Origin of the sequence: Clostridium beijerinckii, assembly GCA_003129525.1 — a bacterium.
GTDB lineage: Bacteria > Bacillota > Clostridia > Clostridiales > Clostridiaceae > Clostridium > Clostridium beijerinckii_D.
The window spans coordinates 1,991,457-2,010,479 of record CP029329.1 but is presented as its reverse complement, the minus strand read 5'-3'; the positions used below and the strand labels follow the sequence as shown (position 1 = coordinate 2,010,479).

General features: G+C 28.0%; 14 protein-coding genes. 4 read left to right on the top strand and 10 right to left on the bottom strand.

The annotated features are described in order from the left end of the window. Positions 1–74: 74 nt before the first annotated feature. The 5 genes from ltrA to DIC82_08840 form a co-directional block, all read right to left on the bottom strand. Positions 75–989 (bottom strand): group II intron reverse transcriptase/maturase, encoded by a 915-nt coding sequence (gene ltrA / locus DIC82_08860; protein ID AWK51118.1) that lies wholly within the window; start codon positions 987–989, stop codon positions 75–77. Positions 990–1,613: 624 nt separating this feature from the next. Continuing rightward, a complete protein-coding gene (locus DIC82_08855) occupies positions 1,614–2,339 on the bottom strand; it encodes a DUF523 domain-containing protein (GenBank protein AWK51117.1) in 726 nt (241 codons plus the stop codon). 202 nt (positions 2,340–2,541) lie between these two features. Then, the gene (locus DIC82_08850) at positions 2,542–4,902 is read right to left on the bottom strand and encodes an endonuclease MutS2 (protein AWK51116.1); all 2,361 of its coding nucleotides are present in this window, start codon (positions 4,900–4,902) and stop codon (positions 2,542–2,544) included. A 31-nt stretch (positions 4,903–4,933) separates the two neighbouring features. After that, positions 4,934–7,297 (bottom strand): peptidase, encoded by a 2,364-nt coding sequence (locus DIC82_08845; protein ID AWK51115.1) that lies wholly within the window; start codon positions 7,295–7,297, stop codon positions 4,934–4,936. A gap of 533 nt (positions 7,298–7,830) precedes the next feature. Further along, on the bottom strand, positions 7,831–9,780 hold the full coding sequence (locus DIC82_08840; protein AWK51114.1) for a cell division protein ZapA: 1,950 nt from the start codon (positions 9,778–9,780) through the stop codon (positions 7,831–7,833). A 374-nt stretch (positions 9,781–10,154) separates the two neighbouring features. On the opposite strand from DIC82_08840, the gene DIC82_08835 reads away from it, so the two are divergent. The 4 genes from DIC82_08835 to DIC82_08820 all read left to right on the top strand — a co-directional run bounded on the left by DIC82_08835 (position 10,155) and on the right by DIC82_08820 (position 14,511). Next, positions 10,155–11,513 carry a DUF1727 domain-containing protein gene (locus tag DIC82_08835; protein AWK51113.1) on the top strand — a complete coding sequence of 453 codons (1,359 nt, stop codon included), beginning with the start codon at positions 10,155–10,157 and terminating at the stop codon, positions 11,511–11,513. An 18-nt stretch (positions 11,514–11,531) separates the two neighbouring features. Further along, complete coding sequence (locus DIC82_08830; GenBank protein ID AWK51112.1) at positions 11,532–12,254, top strand: glutamine amidotransferase; 723 nt, start codon at positions 11,532–11,534, stop codon at positions 12,252–12,254. Positions 12,255–12,423: 169 nt separating this feature from the next. Then, entirely contained in the window at positions 12,424–13,731 is a 1,308-nt protein-coding gene (locus DIC82_08825) for a D-alanyl-D-alanine carboxypeptidase (protein AWK51111.1), read from the top strand. A gap of 171 nt (positions 13,732–13,902) precedes the next feature. Then, complete coding sequence (locus DIC82_08820) at positions 13,903–14,511, top strand: flavin reductase family protein (GenBank protein ID AWK51110.1); 609 nt, start codon at positions 13,903–13,905, stop codon at positions 14,509–14,511. A gap of 266 nt (positions 14,512–14,777) precedes the next feature. On the opposite strand, the gene DIC82_08815 is transcribed toward DIC82_08820, so the two are convergent. From DIC82_08815 to DIC82_08795, 5 genes are all read right to left on the bottom strand, one after another. Beyond that, complete coding sequence (locus DIC82_08815; protein ID AWK51109.1) at positions 14,778–15,938, bottom strand: hypothetical protein; 1,161 nt, start codon at positions 15,936–15,938, stop codon at positions 14,778–14,780. A gap of 248 nt (positions 15,939–16,186) precedes the next feature. Continuing rightward, complete coding sequence (locus tag DIC82_08810) at positions 16,187–17,029, bottom strand: hypothetical protein (protein AWK51108.1); 843 nt, start codon at positions 17,027–17,029, stop codon at positions 16,187–16,189. A gap of 32 nt (positions 17,030–17,061) precedes the next feature. Then, a complete protein-coding gene (locus tag DIC82_08805) occupies positions 17,062–17,670 on the bottom strand; it encodes a copper homeostasis protein CutC (GenBank protein ID AWK51107.1) in 609 nt (202 codons plus the stop codon). 62 nt (positions 17,671–17,732) lie between these two features. Further along, complete coding sequence (locus DIC82_08800) at positions 17,733–18,446, bottom strand: hypothetical protein (protein AWK51106.1); 714 nt, start codon at positions 18,444–18,446, stop codon at positions 17,733–17,735. Between the two features lie 64 nt (positions 18,447–18,510). After that, a complete protein-coding gene (locus DIC82_08795) occupies positions 18,511–18,891 on the bottom strand; it encodes a CidA/LrgA family protein (protein AWK51105.1) in 381 nt (126 codons plus the stop codon). Positions 18,892–19,023 lie beyond the last annotated feature (132 nt).

Here is a 19,023-nt window from a genome sequence, read left to right as displayed (position 1 = left end):
CTATACCTACTGCAACTGCAATAGTGCGTAAAACCAAGAAAATCAAAGGTTTTCTCTTTGTATAATTCTGAATTTCAAGCTCTCTTAAATTTTCTATCGTAGTATGCATTCTTGCCAAAGTATAAAATTTTAGTTTTATCCTCAGCAATATGCAAATTGAATTTATTTAATCTATCCTTTAGTTCTTTGTAAAATTCATTCGCTTCGCTTTCGTATTGAAAGCAACACACAAAGTCATCTGCATATCTCACAATGTAGGCTTCACCTTTACATTTCTTTTTAATAAAGTTGTTAAACCAAATATCTAATACATAATGTAAATAAATATTAGCTAATGTTGGTGATATTATACCTCCTTGAGGTGTTCCTTCATAAACTTTATAAAATTGTCCATCTTCCATTATTCCAGTTTTCAAAAATCGTCCAATATATCTTAAAAGATTCTTGTCAGCAATTCTGTGTTCAAGAAATTTCATCATCCATTTATGGTCTACATTATCAAAGAATCCTTTTATGTCAGCATCAACTACATAATTCACAGTCTTTTCAGATAGATATACATTTAGAATTTTAAGAGCATCATGGCAACTTCTATTTTCTCTAAAACCAAAAGAATTATCCATAAAATCTTGCTCGTATATTGATTTCAGTATTTTGTTAATGGCTAATTGAACAATTTTATCTTCGTAAGCTGGTATACCTAGCGGTCTTTTCTTATCAGAACCCGGTTTTTCTATGTATACTCTCCTTACAGGTTGCGGTCTGTATTTAAAAGCTTTCATTCTAATTATTAGGTCATCAATGTTTACCTCTAAATTAGTTTCGTATTCTTCTTTTGTTACTTTATCCACCCCTGTTGCTTTGTTACCACTTAATTCATAATGGCACATCATTAACATTTCTTTGTTAACTAAATGCATTAATGATGTAAATTTGTCTTTAGGATTATTTCTAGCTACTTCTGCTATCCTCTCAAGTTTTGTATACATTTTATTTCTCCTCTGTGTAAGAATTTCTGTTTCTCTTTTCAAGATCTATAATATGTTACACCCTTCCCTCCATGGTCATTACTCACTTCATCGGTACTATGATGTAATCCGACTACTCATTATCATTTGGATATCTCTGATTACTAATCATTGTTTTCCATACTCTGCAATAGAGAATATTGAGTCCTCCCAAGTTGACGTACTATAACTGTGTATACCATACTGCACCTTACAACCCCGGGAAAGCATAGGTATTCTTGCAATAACGACTACCTATGTACTGACTTCTAAGACTCCAAAATTATCGTCCTTTCCGATTAATGTAATTTCGGGGCTACTAGTTTCAGCATTCGCTTGCGGTCTGGTACCTTGTTTGTCTACACTTAACTCATTACATCACCATAATAAGCCCAAGACTAACTAATGACTGGTTGCTAGCCTTTGTCATGCAGGATTCCCACCTGCTATATAGTAATAATAAAAGCTTCGCTTTCATTATCTTCTACGCCCTTGCTTGGCGTACTGGAATGTTACATTATATGATTTTGATGGTTGTAATCTTAGAATCACCCATTAAAATTTTCAGTAACCCCAACAAATTCATGGCCTTTATATCTGTCATTTTTATTTTCCATCTAATATTTCTTCTACTTCTTCAATACTTAATCCTGTTGCCTCAGCAATTTCGTCCACTTCTTCAAACCCCATTAAATCGCATGCTAACGAAATCATGAGTTTCTTAACATTTTCTTCAACCTTTGGAGGTAGGTCTGACATATCTGCCAAGTTTTCAGTTAAATCAAAATATTCTTCTTCCTCTTCTGATTCTTCCCCTAATTCAAAAAGTTTTCTCTTTTTAGCCTTTTCTCTATCATACTCATTAAGATATACTAATTTACTATTATCTACTTCTAAGTCTTCATCTGAGAATACGGTTATTCCTTCTTTTTCTAAAAGATATGCTGTTATTCCTTTGCCTTTAATTTTATTTCCTGTAAATGTACCATCATATACAAAATTTGATCCACATGAAGGACTTCCTTCTTTTAATATAGCTTTAGTAGCTCCAAGCTCTTTTGCAATTTTTAATGTTTCATAAGCCCCATTTAAAAATTGCTTAGTCACATCTTTGCCTTTATTGCTTAGTGCTTTCCCATTATTTTCCAACACTTCACTTGCCATATTATTTAGTTCAACTGGATTTCTTGGTGTTTGTAGTCCCCCTAATTGTTCCGGGCACACTAAAACAGCCTTACCTTCTTTAAATAATTTTAAACATCTATCATTTAAATTATTCTTTCCATTATATTTGCAGTTAACTCCACATAAACATGCACTTATTATATACATAAAACCACCTCGTTTTTAATGTAACAATTACATTGTATAATTTATAGTTTTAATACACACCAATTCTTTAATGCACAATCCAAGTTGTAGATTTACACAAAAGAATATATTCTATAAAAATTTATTCTTTTATTGTACATCTTTACTTTGAATTGTGCATTTTAAATCATATATATTTTTAATTTAATACTGAATTAAAGTTTTAACCTTTAAGTTCAACCATAGTAACTCCATCTCCACCTTCGCCATAAGCACCTAATCTATATGACTTTACATGAGTATGTCTTTTAAGCATATCGTTTATAGCTTTTCTAAGTACTCCAGTCCCTTTACCATGAACTATAGTTACTTCTCCTAAATTAGCCAAATAAGCATCATCCAGATATTTATCTGCTTTATAACATGCTTCTTCTGCATCTAATCCTCTTAAATCTACTCGTGATTCCACACTACTTAAATTAAGTTTTACTTCTCTCTTTTTTCTAACCTTCTCCGCTTTAGTAGTTTGAGTTTTTCTTAAATCTTTTAGCTTAACATTAATTTTCATAATTCCAGCTTCAACTTGAACTTCGCCTTTATTATCTGGCATAGAAATAATGATTACTGTTTGATTTACTGAAGGTAAAAATGCTTCCATTCCAAGCGTTACTTTTGTTATGACTTCACCTTCATTTTCTCTCATATTATGAATGCCTTTTTCTTGCTTCTCCAAACTTGCTTTAAGCTTTTTGCGTTCTTCTTCAAGTCTTTGCCTTCCACCAGTTGATATCCCGAGCTTTTCAAGTTCCCTCATAGCTTTTAAAATATCATCAGCTTCATCTTTGGCATTCGATACAATGTCTTTAGCTTCACGCCTTGCATCCATATAAGCTTTTTCTCTAGTCTTTTCTAACTTCTCAAGCTTATCTTCAAATTTTTTCTTAAGTTCTTCTGCTTCATCTTTAATAATCTTAGCTTCTCTTGCATCCTGTTTTGCTATAATGCTCTTTTCTTGAAGTTCTCTAATCAAATTCTCAAATTGAAGATTTTCTTCTGACATATATTCTTTAGCTCGTTTTATTACGCCTTCCACAAGTCCTAATCGCTTAGAAATTTCAAAAGCATTAGATTTTCCTGGTACACCAATCAATAATCTATAGGTCGGACTTAAAGTTTCTATATCAAATTCAACAGAAGCATTTTCAACCCCCTCTGTTTTTAATGCATACGCTTTAAGTTCACTGTAATGAGTTGTTGCAATTTGTTTTGCCCCTCGTCTTCTTAACGTTTCTAAAATGGATACAGCAAGTGCTGCACCTTCTGCTGGATCAGTACCTGCACCAAGTTCATCAAAAAGTACCATTGATTTATCATCTACATGTTTCATAATATTAACTATATTAGTCATATGAGATGAGAAAGTAGAAAGACTTTGCTCAATACTTTGTTCATCACCTATATCTGCAAAAATTTCTTTAAAGAAAGCTATCGATGAATTATCGCGAGCTGGTATTAACAGTCCACTTAAAGCCATAATATGAAGTAATCCTACAGTTTTTATAGTAACAGTTTTACCCCCAGTATTTGGTCCTGTAATCATCAATGTTTGAAATTCTTCTCCTAAGTAAATATCAGCTGGTACTACTTTATCTGCTTCTATCAAAGGATGTCTTGCTGATATTATATTAAATACTCCATCTTCGCGAACTATTGGTTTTATTGCATTTAAATAAGATGCATATCTTCCTTTTGCAAATATAAAGTCAAATTCAATAAGTATTTTAAAATTACTTAAACATTGCTCTCCATTAACTTGAACTTTTAAGGAAAGTTCAGTTAATATTCTTTCTATTTCAGCTTTTTCTTTTAAAACTAATTCTCTTATTTCATTATTTAAATTTACTAAGCTCATGGGCTCAATAAAAAATGTAGCTCCAGTTGAACTTTGATCGTGTACAAGTCCAGGCACTTGGCTCTTATATTCTGATTTTACTGGAATTACATATCTGTCGCCCCTCATAGTATACAAATCATCTTGTAAATACTTTGAATTACTTTTAACTATAGAATTTATTTTTTCCCTAACAGAAGAATTCTTTTCCTTAAGACTTCTCCTTATATTATATAAAGTTTGACTAGCTTTATCACTGATTTCTTCTTCCGATACTATAGCTCTATCTATTTCATCTTCTAATGTTTTTATTGGGACTAATATGTACGCTAAATCTTCAAGTCTTGGATATGATTTTTCAGCTTCCTCTCTCTTAACGAATTCTTTCATATTCCTAGAAACTCTAAGCATACCGGAAACTCTAAGTAGTTGTTCTGGTGTCAAAATACCACCTTTTTTAGCTCTTTCAATTCCTTCTTGTATATCAAAAAGACCTTCAAGAGGTGGATTCCCCTTAGTAATTAGAATTTCAAGAGCTTCATTTGTTTCCTCAAGTTTATTGTTTATTTCATATACATTATCATAAGGCTCAAGGGCTTCAACCATTTTTTTACCAGCATTTGTTCTTGCATATTTTTTAATTCTATCTTTTATTTTGTAAAACTCTAATATTCTTAGAGAACGTTCATTCATTTACAACACTCCTTGACTTAATTAACAATTGCTATTCCACTCCACGTCTATAATGGCCTTGAGTATATTTTTTATTTTCATTTTTCTTTCCAAGAGCAATTTGATTTAAAATATCCTTAACTTCCTCATAGCTCTCATCTTTAAAGTCTACCCTAAAATTTGTAATATTAAAAGATTTAAGTTCTTCTACTTGTTCAATTAAATTTGTAGCCAATGAATTCAATATATGACTTCTACAATTATTATCTGCTAGAACACTAAAACTTTCATTCATTCTATCAATTAATTTAAAGTTATCCTTCATACATGCTCCATTGCATTCTTTTTTAGAAGACTTACTTCCAAAAGTGCTACCTATAGGACAATATTCACTAACCATAAGCTCAGTATTACCATAAATATTAACTCCAACTTTGCAATTAATATCTTTCATCATTTCTTTTATTTCTTTTCTATTTAATTCTAAGCTTATACATGGAATATCTATATCTTCTGCATAAAATTCTGCTGCTTCCTTATTGAAGATATTTAATTTATAATCTCCTACTATAAATAGTTTATCTTTATAAATCCTTATTATTCCAACATTAGATGTAATTATTCCTTTTATGAAAGGCGCTAATTCTTCTATAGTTTTAACAACATTATTAAATTCACCTTTAATAATGTTAGGTACTTTTAAATAGATATTTTTATTTTTTGGAGTTTGTTCATATAATTTCTTTAAATCTTCTTTATTTAAAGCATTCTTTTGTCTACTAAAGAAGATATCTAATGCTATATTTTTGACATTTTTATTTTCAAGTAATGCTTTTAATTGGTCTTTTGTAATACAGCTATAAATATACCCTAAATCCTCATTAGATTTTACATTCTTTGTTTTAGGACTTTCTTGAATTCTTCTTTTTCTATGTGAACTTACTTCTTCTTTTAAAATCTTTTCAAATAATTCTCTTCTCAAATTATTTATTGATGCTATTCTCATAAATCCATCATCAAATGTATCAAAAACTATTTGATTAAATTTATAAGGAATTTCACCCGATTTCTTTAAAGATTCTTCAACTCTTTCTCTTGTCAAAGGCGTATTTGTTGATATTTCAACATTTTCACCAAAAACTTTATATTCTTTTCCATTAAATTTAGTTTTTATAACAAGTGGAGCATTAACTTTAAATTCAACTATTCCTATTAAATCTATCTTCCTCTTATATGGTTTTAGATCATCTTTTAAATCATCATACAACTTTTTATCAGACATTTTATATAATCTATAACCCTTTTTATATCCCCCAGTTGGAAATAACTTAACTGTATCTCCTTTAAATGCTTCTTTGACTTCATTATTATTTTTTAAAATTTTGCTTAAAGTGAATCCATCATCATGAAATCTTATTCCATCACCTAAAGCTACATTTTCTTCTAAGACAACTTCACCACTACTTGTAACCTGTCCTATAAACACTCCAGTATTTTTAGGATAATTATAGCTCATCATGTCTTTACCTGTATTTTTATATAAATACGCTTTAGCAAAACCTTCTCTATTAAATAGCTGAGCTAATTCATGTCTACCTTTATTTAAATCAAACTTTCCATTATTTAATACCTTATCAATGGATTTTCTATAATTTCTTGTAACACCAGCTACATATTCTGGTTTTTTCATTCTTCCTTCAATCTTTAAAGATGATGTTTCGCTCTTTATAATTGAATCTATATCATCAATGAAACATGTGTCCTTAGGACTTAAAAGATATCCCTTCTTTTCACCTGAAGTCTCACTTTTCAATGTATATTGCATTCTGCAAGGTTGAGCACATCTTCCTCTATTTCCGCTTCTTCCACCAATCATAGAACTCATTAAACATTGTCCTGAATAACACACACATAATGCACCATGTACAAAGATTTCTGTCTCAATCCCTAAATCCTTTGAAATATGCTTAATTTCATCTAATGTAAGCTCTCTAGATAAAACAATTCTTTGAAGACCCTTTTCTTTAAAATACAAAGCACCTTCTCCATTATGAATTGTCATTTGAGTTGATGCATGAAGTTCAAAGTTAGGATATATATCACTAATTAAACTTGTTAATCCAAGGTCTTGAATTATTAGTGCATCTACACCAATTTCATAAAGATAACCTGCATATTTTAAAGCTTCTTTTAATTCATTTTGTTTTAAAACAGTATTTATAGTAACATATACCTTCACGTTATAGCTATGTGCATAATCCACAGCTTTCATCATAGTTTCATTATCAAAATTTGACGCATAAGCTCTAGCTGAAAACTTATTTCCCCCAAGATATATTGCATCTGCTCCATTATTTATAGCTGCAATTAAACTCTCCATGCTTCCTGCTGGAGCTAGTAATTCAATTTTATTCATATTTTCCTCCTAAGTTTAAATAACCAAATCTCGTACTTGGTTACTCAACGAACACATATTAGTTAACCAATTTATAGTAAAGATAACTTCACACTTTTTTATCAGTGAAATATTCTTAGTTGCGCTTCGCTAATTCCCTGATATAAATAGCTTATTTATTATATCATATTAAATCTTAACTAATGTTTATAAATGAGTCAAGTTTCTACACTTCTTATATTTAATTCATCGTTATGAAATTTGTTTCATTTCATGCTTTAATTTATTTGTATTGTTAAATATCAATTTCTAATAAAACTAAATTAAAGACTGATAAATATTATTTGATTTTAAACAATATTTATCAATCTTTAATTTTTAGTGAGTATAAGTATTGGATCAATCATTTTTTGCACTTTGAATGTATATTCTAAACTAGAAATAAGGGCATACTTTTGTGAAATCTTCAATAACTGGAACAAATGCAGGCTCCCTTATTTCAGTGGATCATATACATAAGTGTAGTTTTAATCTTAAGTGTTTATATCAAGGATTTATCTTCTCTTTACAATCGGTCCTACTTGCTCTTTTTTTATTTTTGCAACTTCTATTTCAGTATCTATTATCTTAGCTTGTAATTGAAATACTTTATGTTGAAAAGTTCTAGATTCTTGATTAAGTTTATTATTTTCACTAGTTACTTCTTCTTTTTCCTTAATTAATAATGAAATCTTTTCTTCTAACTCATTTATAGACTCTTTACTAGCATCTAAATTTTCTTCTAAGTTTATTAATGTATTATTTTTCTCTTTTAATACTTCTTTTAATTTAAGTAACTCTTTATTTTTATTTTCTAATTCTTGATTTATAAATTTTAAATCTTTTTCATTTGATTCTATTTGTCTTTTTAAATTTAAGAAAATATCTTCTTTATCTTCTAATTCCTTTTCTAATCTTACTACTGCCCTTTCTTTGCTTCCTAATTGTTCCTTAGTTCTTTTTAAATCACATTCCGAAGCTTCTAAGCTTTTGCTTAATCCTTCTATTTCTTTATTTTTAAGATTAATTTGTTCTTCACTTTCTTCATGCGCTTCCTTAGCTTCATATTTTAATCTTTCATTATTACTTCTTGTAAGCTCTATTTCTTCTTCTAAAACATCTTTCTCTCTATCACATTTTTCTATTTCCTTGGATAACTCTTCATTATTAGCTTTAATATTGTTAATTTCATTATCTAAGATATTTTGATCTGTTTTTAACTTAATAACTTCACCCTTTAAAGTGTCTTTCTCTATATAACATTTTTCAATTTCATTTAATAATTCTTCATTCTTAACTCTCATATTATTTTTCTCTTCAATTAAAATATTTTGATTGGTATTCAAATGATTAATTTCAACTTCTAAAGTTTCTTTTTGTAAATTACATTGCTCTATTTCCCTTGATAATCGATCATTAATATCTTTAATATTATTAATTTCATTATTTAAGATGTCTTGATTTATTTTTAACTTATCAACTTCTACTTCTAAATTTTCTTTTTCATCATTTAGGAAATTAATTTGATTTATGCAATTCTCATTTTCTTTATTTAACTTACTTAATTTTTCTTTATATTCTGTAGTTTCTCTATCAGATTCTTCAAACAAATCATTTAATTGCTTATTAAGGTCAGCTCTTTCCATATTGTTTTCTTCTATTTTCTTAGTTAATTGGCTGACATTTTCTTTTAACAATAAACTTTCATTAACTAAGTTTATTTTATCTTCATTTATCTTTTTAATTTCTGTGTTTAATTCTAAATTCTTAGTATTTATTTCAGCTAATTCTATATTAATATTATCTTTTTCTTTATTAAGATTATTTATTTCACTTTTAAAAGTGTTTATTTCTTCATTAGCTTGTTGAAGTTGCTTATTTAATCTATGTTCCTTATTTTTATCTTCATCTACTTTTTTATATAGAATCTTATTTTTGTCCTTTAATTCAATACTTTCTTTATTTAAGGTTTCATTAATATTCTTATTTCTCTTGACTTCATCAGTTATTAATTTATTTTCTATTTTTAGTTTCTCATTTTCTGACTTAAGCTGATTTATTTGATTATTCAATGAATTAAAATTTCCTTCTACATTTTCATATTTTCTATTTAATTCTATTTCTCTTTTTCCAAAGGTATCCTTAACATTCACTTTTTCTTGAATAGTATTTTTTAGTTGTAGCTTAATTTCATCTAATTTTTGCTTCAATAAAGCATTTTCATCATCAATACCCTTCATAGCTTTAATAGTCTTGTCTAATTCTAAATCACATTCATAAAGTTCATCAGCAATATTTACAGCTGCCAAGACAGTTGCTGCTGTTGTGCTAAGGTTGTCCTTTTTAGAAATAATTTCTTTAATCCTTCCATCAACATAATTTGCTACCCCAAGCAAATATTTTTCATCTTTTTCTCCTGTTAGGTTATAATTCATTCCATTTATATTAATTGTTACTTTAATCATAATAATAACACCTCTTAAAATTCTTTAATTACCTCTAATTATATGGCATATTAACTAATAAAACAATTATGTAACGTTAGGCATTTGAAAAAAAATCATAGTCTATTATATTAGTTATTTTCTTTCAATTCCTAAATCTCAATTTTGTTTTGACTATTAAAAATATTTTCGTAGTTTTTGATTTTTGTGCTATACTTATTTTGATTATTTTGTGTTTAATACTATATAAATAATATTTTTAAAGTTACTACTTTATTTTCAACAGAAAATTTATGCATTCTTGAAAAGTAACATAAAATTAAAGTGTTTTCTCTTTAATGATTATCATTACACTATTTTGTTAATCATTCTTAATATATAATTAGAATTAGGCGGTGAGTACAATAAATATTAAATCTATTTTAAGCATATTATCATCAAAAATTACTGCATTTCTTGCAAAACATATTGTAAAAGGTGGAAGTAATTTTCCTGGTAAAATAGCTTTAAAAATTGATAAGTCGATTTTAAAAACAGTAAGCAAAGGATATAAAGTAATTTTAGTAACAGGAACCAATGGTAAAACCACAACTACTAGCATGCTTTATAATATATTAAAAGAAAATAAATTCGATGTTATTACCAATAATACTGGTGCTAATTTATATCCTGGAATTGTAGCTTGTTTTATTGCAAATTATTCTTTCTTTAAAAAGAAAGAAAATACTTATGCTGTAATTGAAGTTGATGAAGCTAATGTGAAATTTATTACAGAACATTTAACTCCAGAAATAATAACTGTAACTAACTTATTCCGAGATCAATTAGACAGATACGGAGAAGTTTATACAACTTTAGTAAAAATATTGGAAGGTATATCTAAAGTTCCAAATTCCAAGTTAGTTTTTAATGGCGATGAATCTTTACTTGGAAAATTGGATATTAAAAATCCAATTGTTTATTACGGCTTTAATATACCAATTAAAGAAAATACTTCTTTAGATATAAATGCCGATGCAAAGTTTTGTAAGTTTTGTAAATCACCTTATTCTTATAACTTAGTTACTTATAATCATTTAGGAGATTTTTATTGCCCTGAATGTGGTTATAAACGTTCTGATCTTAGTTATGCTGTGAATAAGATTTTTGATTTAACCTCTGATAATTCTTCTGTTTTGATTAATGATACTGAAGTTTTCATAAGTCAATCAGGTGCTTATAATATTTATAACGCTTTGTGTGCTTTTGCTATTTCAAAAGAACTAGGCATAGAAGATTCAGTAATTAAATCCTCTCTTCAAAATCAAAGTTCAAGTTTTGGTAGACAAGAGCAAATAACAATAGATGATAAAGATATCCAAATTATATTAGTTAAAAATCCTGCTGGATATAACCAAGCATTAGACACTCTTGCTCTTAATCAAAATGAATTTTCAGCAGTATTTATGTTAAATGATAATTATGCTGATGGTCGTGATGTTTCTTGGATATGGGATGTAGATTTCGAAAAAATATCTACGTTAAAGATAGAAGATGTTTTTGTGTCAGGAATTAGAATGTATGATATGGCAGTAAGATTAAAAATTGCTGGTTTAAATGTTGATAAATTCGTTTTGGAAGAAGATTATGAAAATCTAACAGATAAGATTAAAGGTTCAGTTTCTAAAAAAATATATATCCTTGCAACTTATACTGCAATGATTAATTATAGAAAATATCTTCATTCAAAAGGTTATATCAATAAATTATGGTAATGCAAGGAGGCTTAATTCATGGAACTAACTATTTGTCACTTATATCCCGATTTATTAAATGTATATGGTGATGTAGGTAATGTACTTATTTTAAAGCATAGAGCAGCACTTAGAGATATTGATGTAAATATAGTCAATTGTTCTTTAGGTGAAACTATAGATAAAGAAAATGTGGACATTATTTTCTTTGGTGGTGGTCAAGATTATGAACAATCTATAGTTTCAAATGATTTAAATGAACTAAAAAAAGAAGGTTTAACAAGATATATAGAAGATGAAAAAGTTCTTCTTGCCATATGTGGTGGATATCAATTATTAGGTAAATATTATACTGCCCCCAATGGTGAAAAAATAAAAGGCCTTGGCATTTTAGATGTATATACCGAAGGCGGAGATACTAGATTCATTGGAAATACTGAAATCTTTAATGAAACTTTTAATGAAACTTATGTAGGTTTTGAAAATCATTCTGGAAGAACATACATAAATAATCACGCTCCACTCGGGAAATGCATCCATGGATATGGTAATAATGGAGAAGATGGATTTGAAGGATGTATATATAAAAATACCTTTGGATCATACTTTCACGGTTCTTTTCTCTCTAAGAATCCTGAATTTGCAGATAGACTTTTAACTTTAGCACTACAAAAGAAATATGGTAATGAAATACAATTAGCTTCATTAAATGATGAGTTTGAACTAACTGCAAAAAAATCTATGATTGAACGATTTAAGTAATTAGGATTATTTAAATATTATTCCATATATTGTATGGATTTTTCAGCTTTACATCGATTGTTATAGCATTGCATAAATGTTATACTAATAATGTTTTAATATAATTACGGCATGTACAGAAAATTTAGTTATTTTTTTATATGCCTAAATAGAATTGGAGAGATTTGACTTGAAGAAAAATTTAATATTAAAAGCACTTGCATTGACCCTTTCTCTGTCTTTATTTAGTCCATTAATCACAGCAAGCTATGCAGCAAATTCTACTACTAAAGCGGAGACTGCTACTCAAGACTTACCTGAAATTACTGCTGAAGCAGCTTTAACTATGGATTTAGAAACTGGAGAAATAATATATTGTAAAGATGCTGATAGCAAAAGATATCCAGCTAGTACAACTAAACTTTTAACAGGTTTATTATTAGCTGAAAATAAAGAAAAAACTGATCAACTTGAATTTACTAAATCAGCAAAGGAACAACCTGAGTATTCTTTAAATATCAATTACATGCATAACACTATGCAAATTGGTGATAAAATATTAGCTGATGATATAATGAAGGGGCTACTATTATTTTCTGGTAATGATACTGCATATGTAATTGCAGACAATGTTTCAGGCGATTCTGCATCATTTGCACAATTAATGAATAAAAAAGCAAAAGAACTTGGAGCTAATAATAGTAATTTTATTACTGCTAATGGATTGCATGATGAAAATCATTATACTACAGCTTATGATCTTTCATTAATTACAAAAGCAGCTTATGCAAATCCTTGGGAACAAGAAACTATGGCACTTCAAAAAGCTACTATAACTTTAAATAATTCAAGAATAATTCTAGAAAATAGAAATTTAGGTCTTGATAAAAATGGTAATGTTGGTGGAAAAACTGGTACAACTAGTCAAGCTGGCGGATGTTTAGCTGCTGTGTATGAGAGAGATGGCAGACATTTAATCGGTGTTGTTCTTAAAGATAGACAAATTGATAATGCAGATATGACAAAATTTAATGACATGGATTCTATTATAGATTATAGTTATGCATCTACTAAAGAAATTTATAAATCAAGTGGCGAAAATGTTGGAACTGCACAATTACAATATAAATCTTTTGTTTTATTCGGACCTACAAAAACTATTACAGTCCCAATTAAATTAACTCAAGACGTATCTTATTATAAAAATACAATAAACGATGCTGAATCTCAAATAGCTTATAAGGTCACAGATTCAAGTGCATGGAATTTACTTTTTAATAAGGATACTAAGTTAACTTATAGTACAAGAAATTATACTGAGGAAGTTGCAGGAGCCGTAGATATTTCACTTGGTGCAATAGTTAAAGATAATTTAATAACATATATAGCTACTATAGTGGCAATAGTTATTATTATTACTTTAATTGCTCTTATTAAGAATATGGCATCTAATTCAAAACGTAAAAAGAATCATTACACTAAAAGAAGAAGATATTAATCTACTTACTTATTTTTTATATCATATCTAGCCATTTTAACACTCACATCTTTTTAGATGGATGTTAATAACAGCTAGACCACAGACAAGTGATTGGGCATCTTTAAATAAATAGGTTGTATACTTCCTAATTATTTTTGAAGATGCCTTTATTTAAAGGAGTAATTTAAAATGGATAAAATTGATTTCAAAGGAAGTGTAATTTTAAACCCAGTACCTGTGGTTTTAATTACATCAAAAAATGCTGATGGTAAAACCAACGTTTTTACAGTTGGATGGACTGGTACAATAAATACAAAACCACCTATGCTTTATATTTCCATAAGACCAGAAAGATTATCTTATGAATATATAAAAGAATCTATGGAGTTTGTTGTAAATTTACCTAGTTCTGACTTAGTAAAAAAAGTAGATTATTGTGGAGTTCGATCTGGTAAAAAGAATGATAAAATAACTGAAATGGGATTTACATTAAAAGAAAGTCTTAATGTATCAGTTCCTTATATTGATGAATGCCCTGTAAATATTGAATGTAAAGTTAAAAATATAATTCCCCTTGGAACTCATGATATGTTTATAGCTGAAGTTGTTGCTTCTCATGTTAATGAGGATTTATTAGATGAAAAAGGTAAAATTCACTTTGAAAATGCAAATATGATGTCTTACTGTCATGGTGAATATTTCCCCCTATCTAAAAAGCCTATTGGTTCTTTTGGTTTTTCAGTTATGAAAAAGAAAACCAAAAAACGTAGACAACTTAATGCATCCTCAAAAAAATAACTGTTGATACTCACAGTCAGAATTATACTTATGCGTATAATCCACCCAAATGAAGGTCATGCATTTGTTCAGGTTACGTGAGGATTTAGTAACACTTCCACAAAAGCATGACCTTAATTTCTAGTTTAGTATATTTTCATAGGATAAGTATAACTTAGAAGCTGGTTATCTATGTATATGCACGCAGTATACTATAAATTTATTCTAATAAAGAAAATCTTTAACCTTTTTACCTATATTCAAAATCTTAAAACTTAAAAAGTTGTTTATATTATAAAGTATTTTTTAATTACTTCAATCATTTTTGTTTTAAAGCAATTAAATTTATCTACATAACTTACTTCTTGATTTTTTTGATCATAAGTAACTAAAGAAATATAAACCTCATCATTGCTATATGAAAGTAAATACCCTATTTCTTTGTTATATTCTAAATCAATTCCTTTATAATTAATGGACATAATTTCGTATAATTTATTATCTTTCTTTTCTAAAATCACCTTACTTTGTTTATTATCTGATTTTATGTTACTTTCTTTATTCTTCGTATTATTCTGATACATTTCATCATTCAAAGTTATAAATATATTGTCTTCATTATACTTTCCAAAAGGAAAATATAAATATTTTTTTTCTTTAATAAACGATATTACAAAATCTTTTAACTCTGATTTTTGACCCTTATGTTTCTTACCATTTTTATCAATGGAAAACATTAAGCTTGTATACTTTTCATCCCATACAAAATATTTTTTTTGCCATTCTTCAAGAAACAGTAATAAATTCAAAAAATCAAGTTCACTATATTTCTTCTTTATTAAGAAATTATTCTTAATTTCATATTCTAATTGTTCTTCTATAAGCTTATCATTTGTGCTTATAATACTAGCTTGTCCATGTTTACTTAAAAAATTACTAAACTCATTTCCAAAGCTAGTAGTTAAAATAATTTTTAGAATTATTTTATTATATTTTAATACTTTTTGCTCTTTATCTTTTGTCTCTAGTTCTAAAGCTTCAGCACAATTATCTAAATATCCCTTAACTAAGTTTGAGTCTTTTTGTATGTACCCTTCTTTTTTTAATCTCACCTGGTTTAAATCTTTTTTAACATATTCCTCCATAAGATTAACTTGCTTTTCCATATTTTTATTCTTGGCTTTTATTGATGTAATTATAGGAATAGTTTTTGCTAACTTTTCTTCTAGAACTTCTTCAATGTTTATAATATAATCATTAGGGAATTTAATATTACATTTGTTATAAAGTTTTTCTTTAAATTTATTAATGATATTTATTTCTTCTATAATATTTATTTCTTGCTTTAATACAGTTTTTTCTTCAATTTCTGAAATAATTAATAATTTATTTTTTTCAAAAGCATATCCTAGTCCGTAAGTTATAAGTAATTCATCGTCACAAGCCATATTTACTTTTCTCCCGCATCTCTTATTAATTTTAACAATATGATTTGTTATTATATTGTTATTTTTTATAATTAGTTTGTATACATAATTATAATTTGTATTCATTATTATAATCAACAAGTAAATATTGCTAAACATCTTTTATTTCAGATTTACCGTTCAACTAAATTCAGCAGGAGTATTAACTCCTGCTGAAAAATTTCACTTTATATTGTATCATGTACAACTTTTTCTATAAATGTGTTTCTTTATTCATTTAAACTTTTGAATCCTTCTCCTAAAACTTCGCTTGTTTCATTAACTGTAATAAATGCATAGGAATCATTATTTTTAATGAATTTTTTGAGCTTTATAAATTGACTTCTAGTTAATATAGTTAAAATCATGCAGGTATGTTTTCCAGTATACCCACCCTTTCCATAAAATACAGTACATCCTTTCTTTATATCATTAATTATATAATCAGCAACAAGTTTTTCTTGCTCAGTAAATACCATAACTTGTTTTGATAAATTAAATCCATCTATAAATTTATCAATTAAAGTCCCAGTCAGATAGATACTTAATAGTCCAAATAATGCTAATTCCGTTCCAAATGTATACATTGCAATTAATACTACAATAGAATCAGATATTAGAAGTCCCTTACCAAAATCTATATTTCCATATTTACTTAATATTTTTGCGGTAATACTAGTACCTCCTGTAGTGGCATCTTGAGTAAGCATAATTGCTGTTCCTAAAGCTAAAAGTACACTTCCGAATATTGAAGCAAGCATTAAATTATTTGTGACAGCTATTGGTTTATACATTTTTTCTATAATTGATAACGCAAATGATAATGTAAATGCTGCATACATACTTTTAATCCCAAAATTTCCACCAATAAATATAAATGCTAACACAAATAATATAGCATTGCATATTACCATTACTATTCCTGTATCAATCTTAAAGATATTATTAATTGCTAGTGCTAATCCTGATACTCCGCCCGACGCTATTTTATTTGGAAAGAAGAAAAATTCTAAGGATATAAGTACTAATACTACTCCTATTGTTATAATTCCATATTCCTTTAACTTTTTCATATTATTCCCCCAAACTTTTTATTTTAAAATCATTAAACAACCTTACTTCCATGTATTTCGTATGCTCCGGTATATTCTAATATAAAATCTCTATTTTCCTTATTTATGCCCTTACCTGGCATTATTGATATTCTACCGTTGGCATATTTAACTAAATCCCTCAATAAATCTTTACCTGCCATAGCATTTTCATTTCCACCTTTAGTAAGTACTCTATCGATTCCAATTTGAATTAATTCATCAATAGCAGAATATTTGTCTTGTATTTCATCAAAAGCCATATGAAAGGTTATTGTCATAGGTTTTGCTATTGATACTAATTCCCTTATTATCTCTTTATCCACAACAGAGTCTTTAATTGCTCCAATTACAACTCCACTGGCACCCAATTCCTTACACATTTGTACATCATATTTCATTATTTCTAATTCATCTTCTGCATAAGCAAAATCGCCACTACGTGGTCTTATAATGACCATGACTGGTATGTCTAATTTTTCTAGTGTTCTTTTAATTGTACCATAGCTAGGTGTAGTTCCATCTTCCATTAAATTATCACAAAGTTCAATTCTATTTGCTCCTCTTTCTGCTGCTAAAACAGCTTCCTTATAATTTCCAACGCAAGCTTCAAATATAGACATAACTTTTCCCTCCAACTTATAATATCCTTATGCCTCAAATCACAGTTAATTTATATTTATACCTATTTTACCATGTGATATATAACTGTTGCTAAATTATATGCAATAGGTGCAATTATTACTGTCATGACTCCTGCAATGCCTATTGAAAGGCTACTCATAGCTCCTTCTATTTCTCCTAATTCTAATGCTTTACTAGTTCCAACAGCATGTGAAGCCGTTCCTATAGCTACTCCAACTGCAACCTTATCTTTTATCTTAAATAATTTACATATAGTTGGTCCAAAAATAGCGCCTATTATACCTGTAACTATAATAGCTAACACTGTTATTGGAACTAATCCTCCTAGCTGACTACTTATTGATATTCCTATAGGTGTTGTTACTGATTTAGGCACTAATGATTTTATTATGCTTGAATCTAGTCCCACCAAATATGATATTACAATTATAGAAACTATCCCTATAGAGCTACCTACAAATATTCCAGTTAAAATAGCTTTGGCATTCTTTTTAAGTAAATCAAGTTGCTTGTATAAAGGTACTGCAAGTACTACAGTTGACGGTCCAAGAAACATATTTATAAATTGGCCACCTTTATTATATGTATTAAAATCAATATTAAATGCAAATAGAAAACATATTACACTTACTATTGCAATAAGTAATGGATTTAAAATTGGTATTCTTGTATTTCTGTTAATAAATATACCTATCTCAAAGGCTGCTAGTGAAAGCACTAGCCCAAACAGAACATTATTTGTTAATATCTCCAAATACTTCACCTTCATTTCTTATAATTTTCATCTACGGTACAAAATAAGCAAACATACTAGTCTGTTATTTTTTTAATGTACCTAAATTAAATGTTTTCTCTTTTGTTCTTCTTGAAATAATTTGAACAATAATTCCAGTTACTCCGATTATAATTATTGTTGTTGATATACATACTACTAATAATTGCCACCATGTTGATTTTATTATTCCAATTGAAGTCATAAGTCCCACTCCTGCTGGAATAAAAAAGAAAGACAAATGATCTAATAAAAAATTTGTGACATTAGAAATGTTATCAACCTTAATTACCTTAGTACATAATAAAATAAATAATATTACCATGCCTAAAATATTGCCTGGTATTGGCAAGTGGAGCAATGATGATAATAATTCCCCTAGCAAATAAATTCCCAATATAATTAGTACTTCTCTAAATAATTTCAATTTTCCACCCTCCAATTACTTAAACATCTTAGAAAAATAACTAGTCTAATATATAGCATATTAGACTGTTATTTTTTTAATTTGCTTTATACAATTTAATCTACCACTATTACATCAATAAGTAAAATTGCT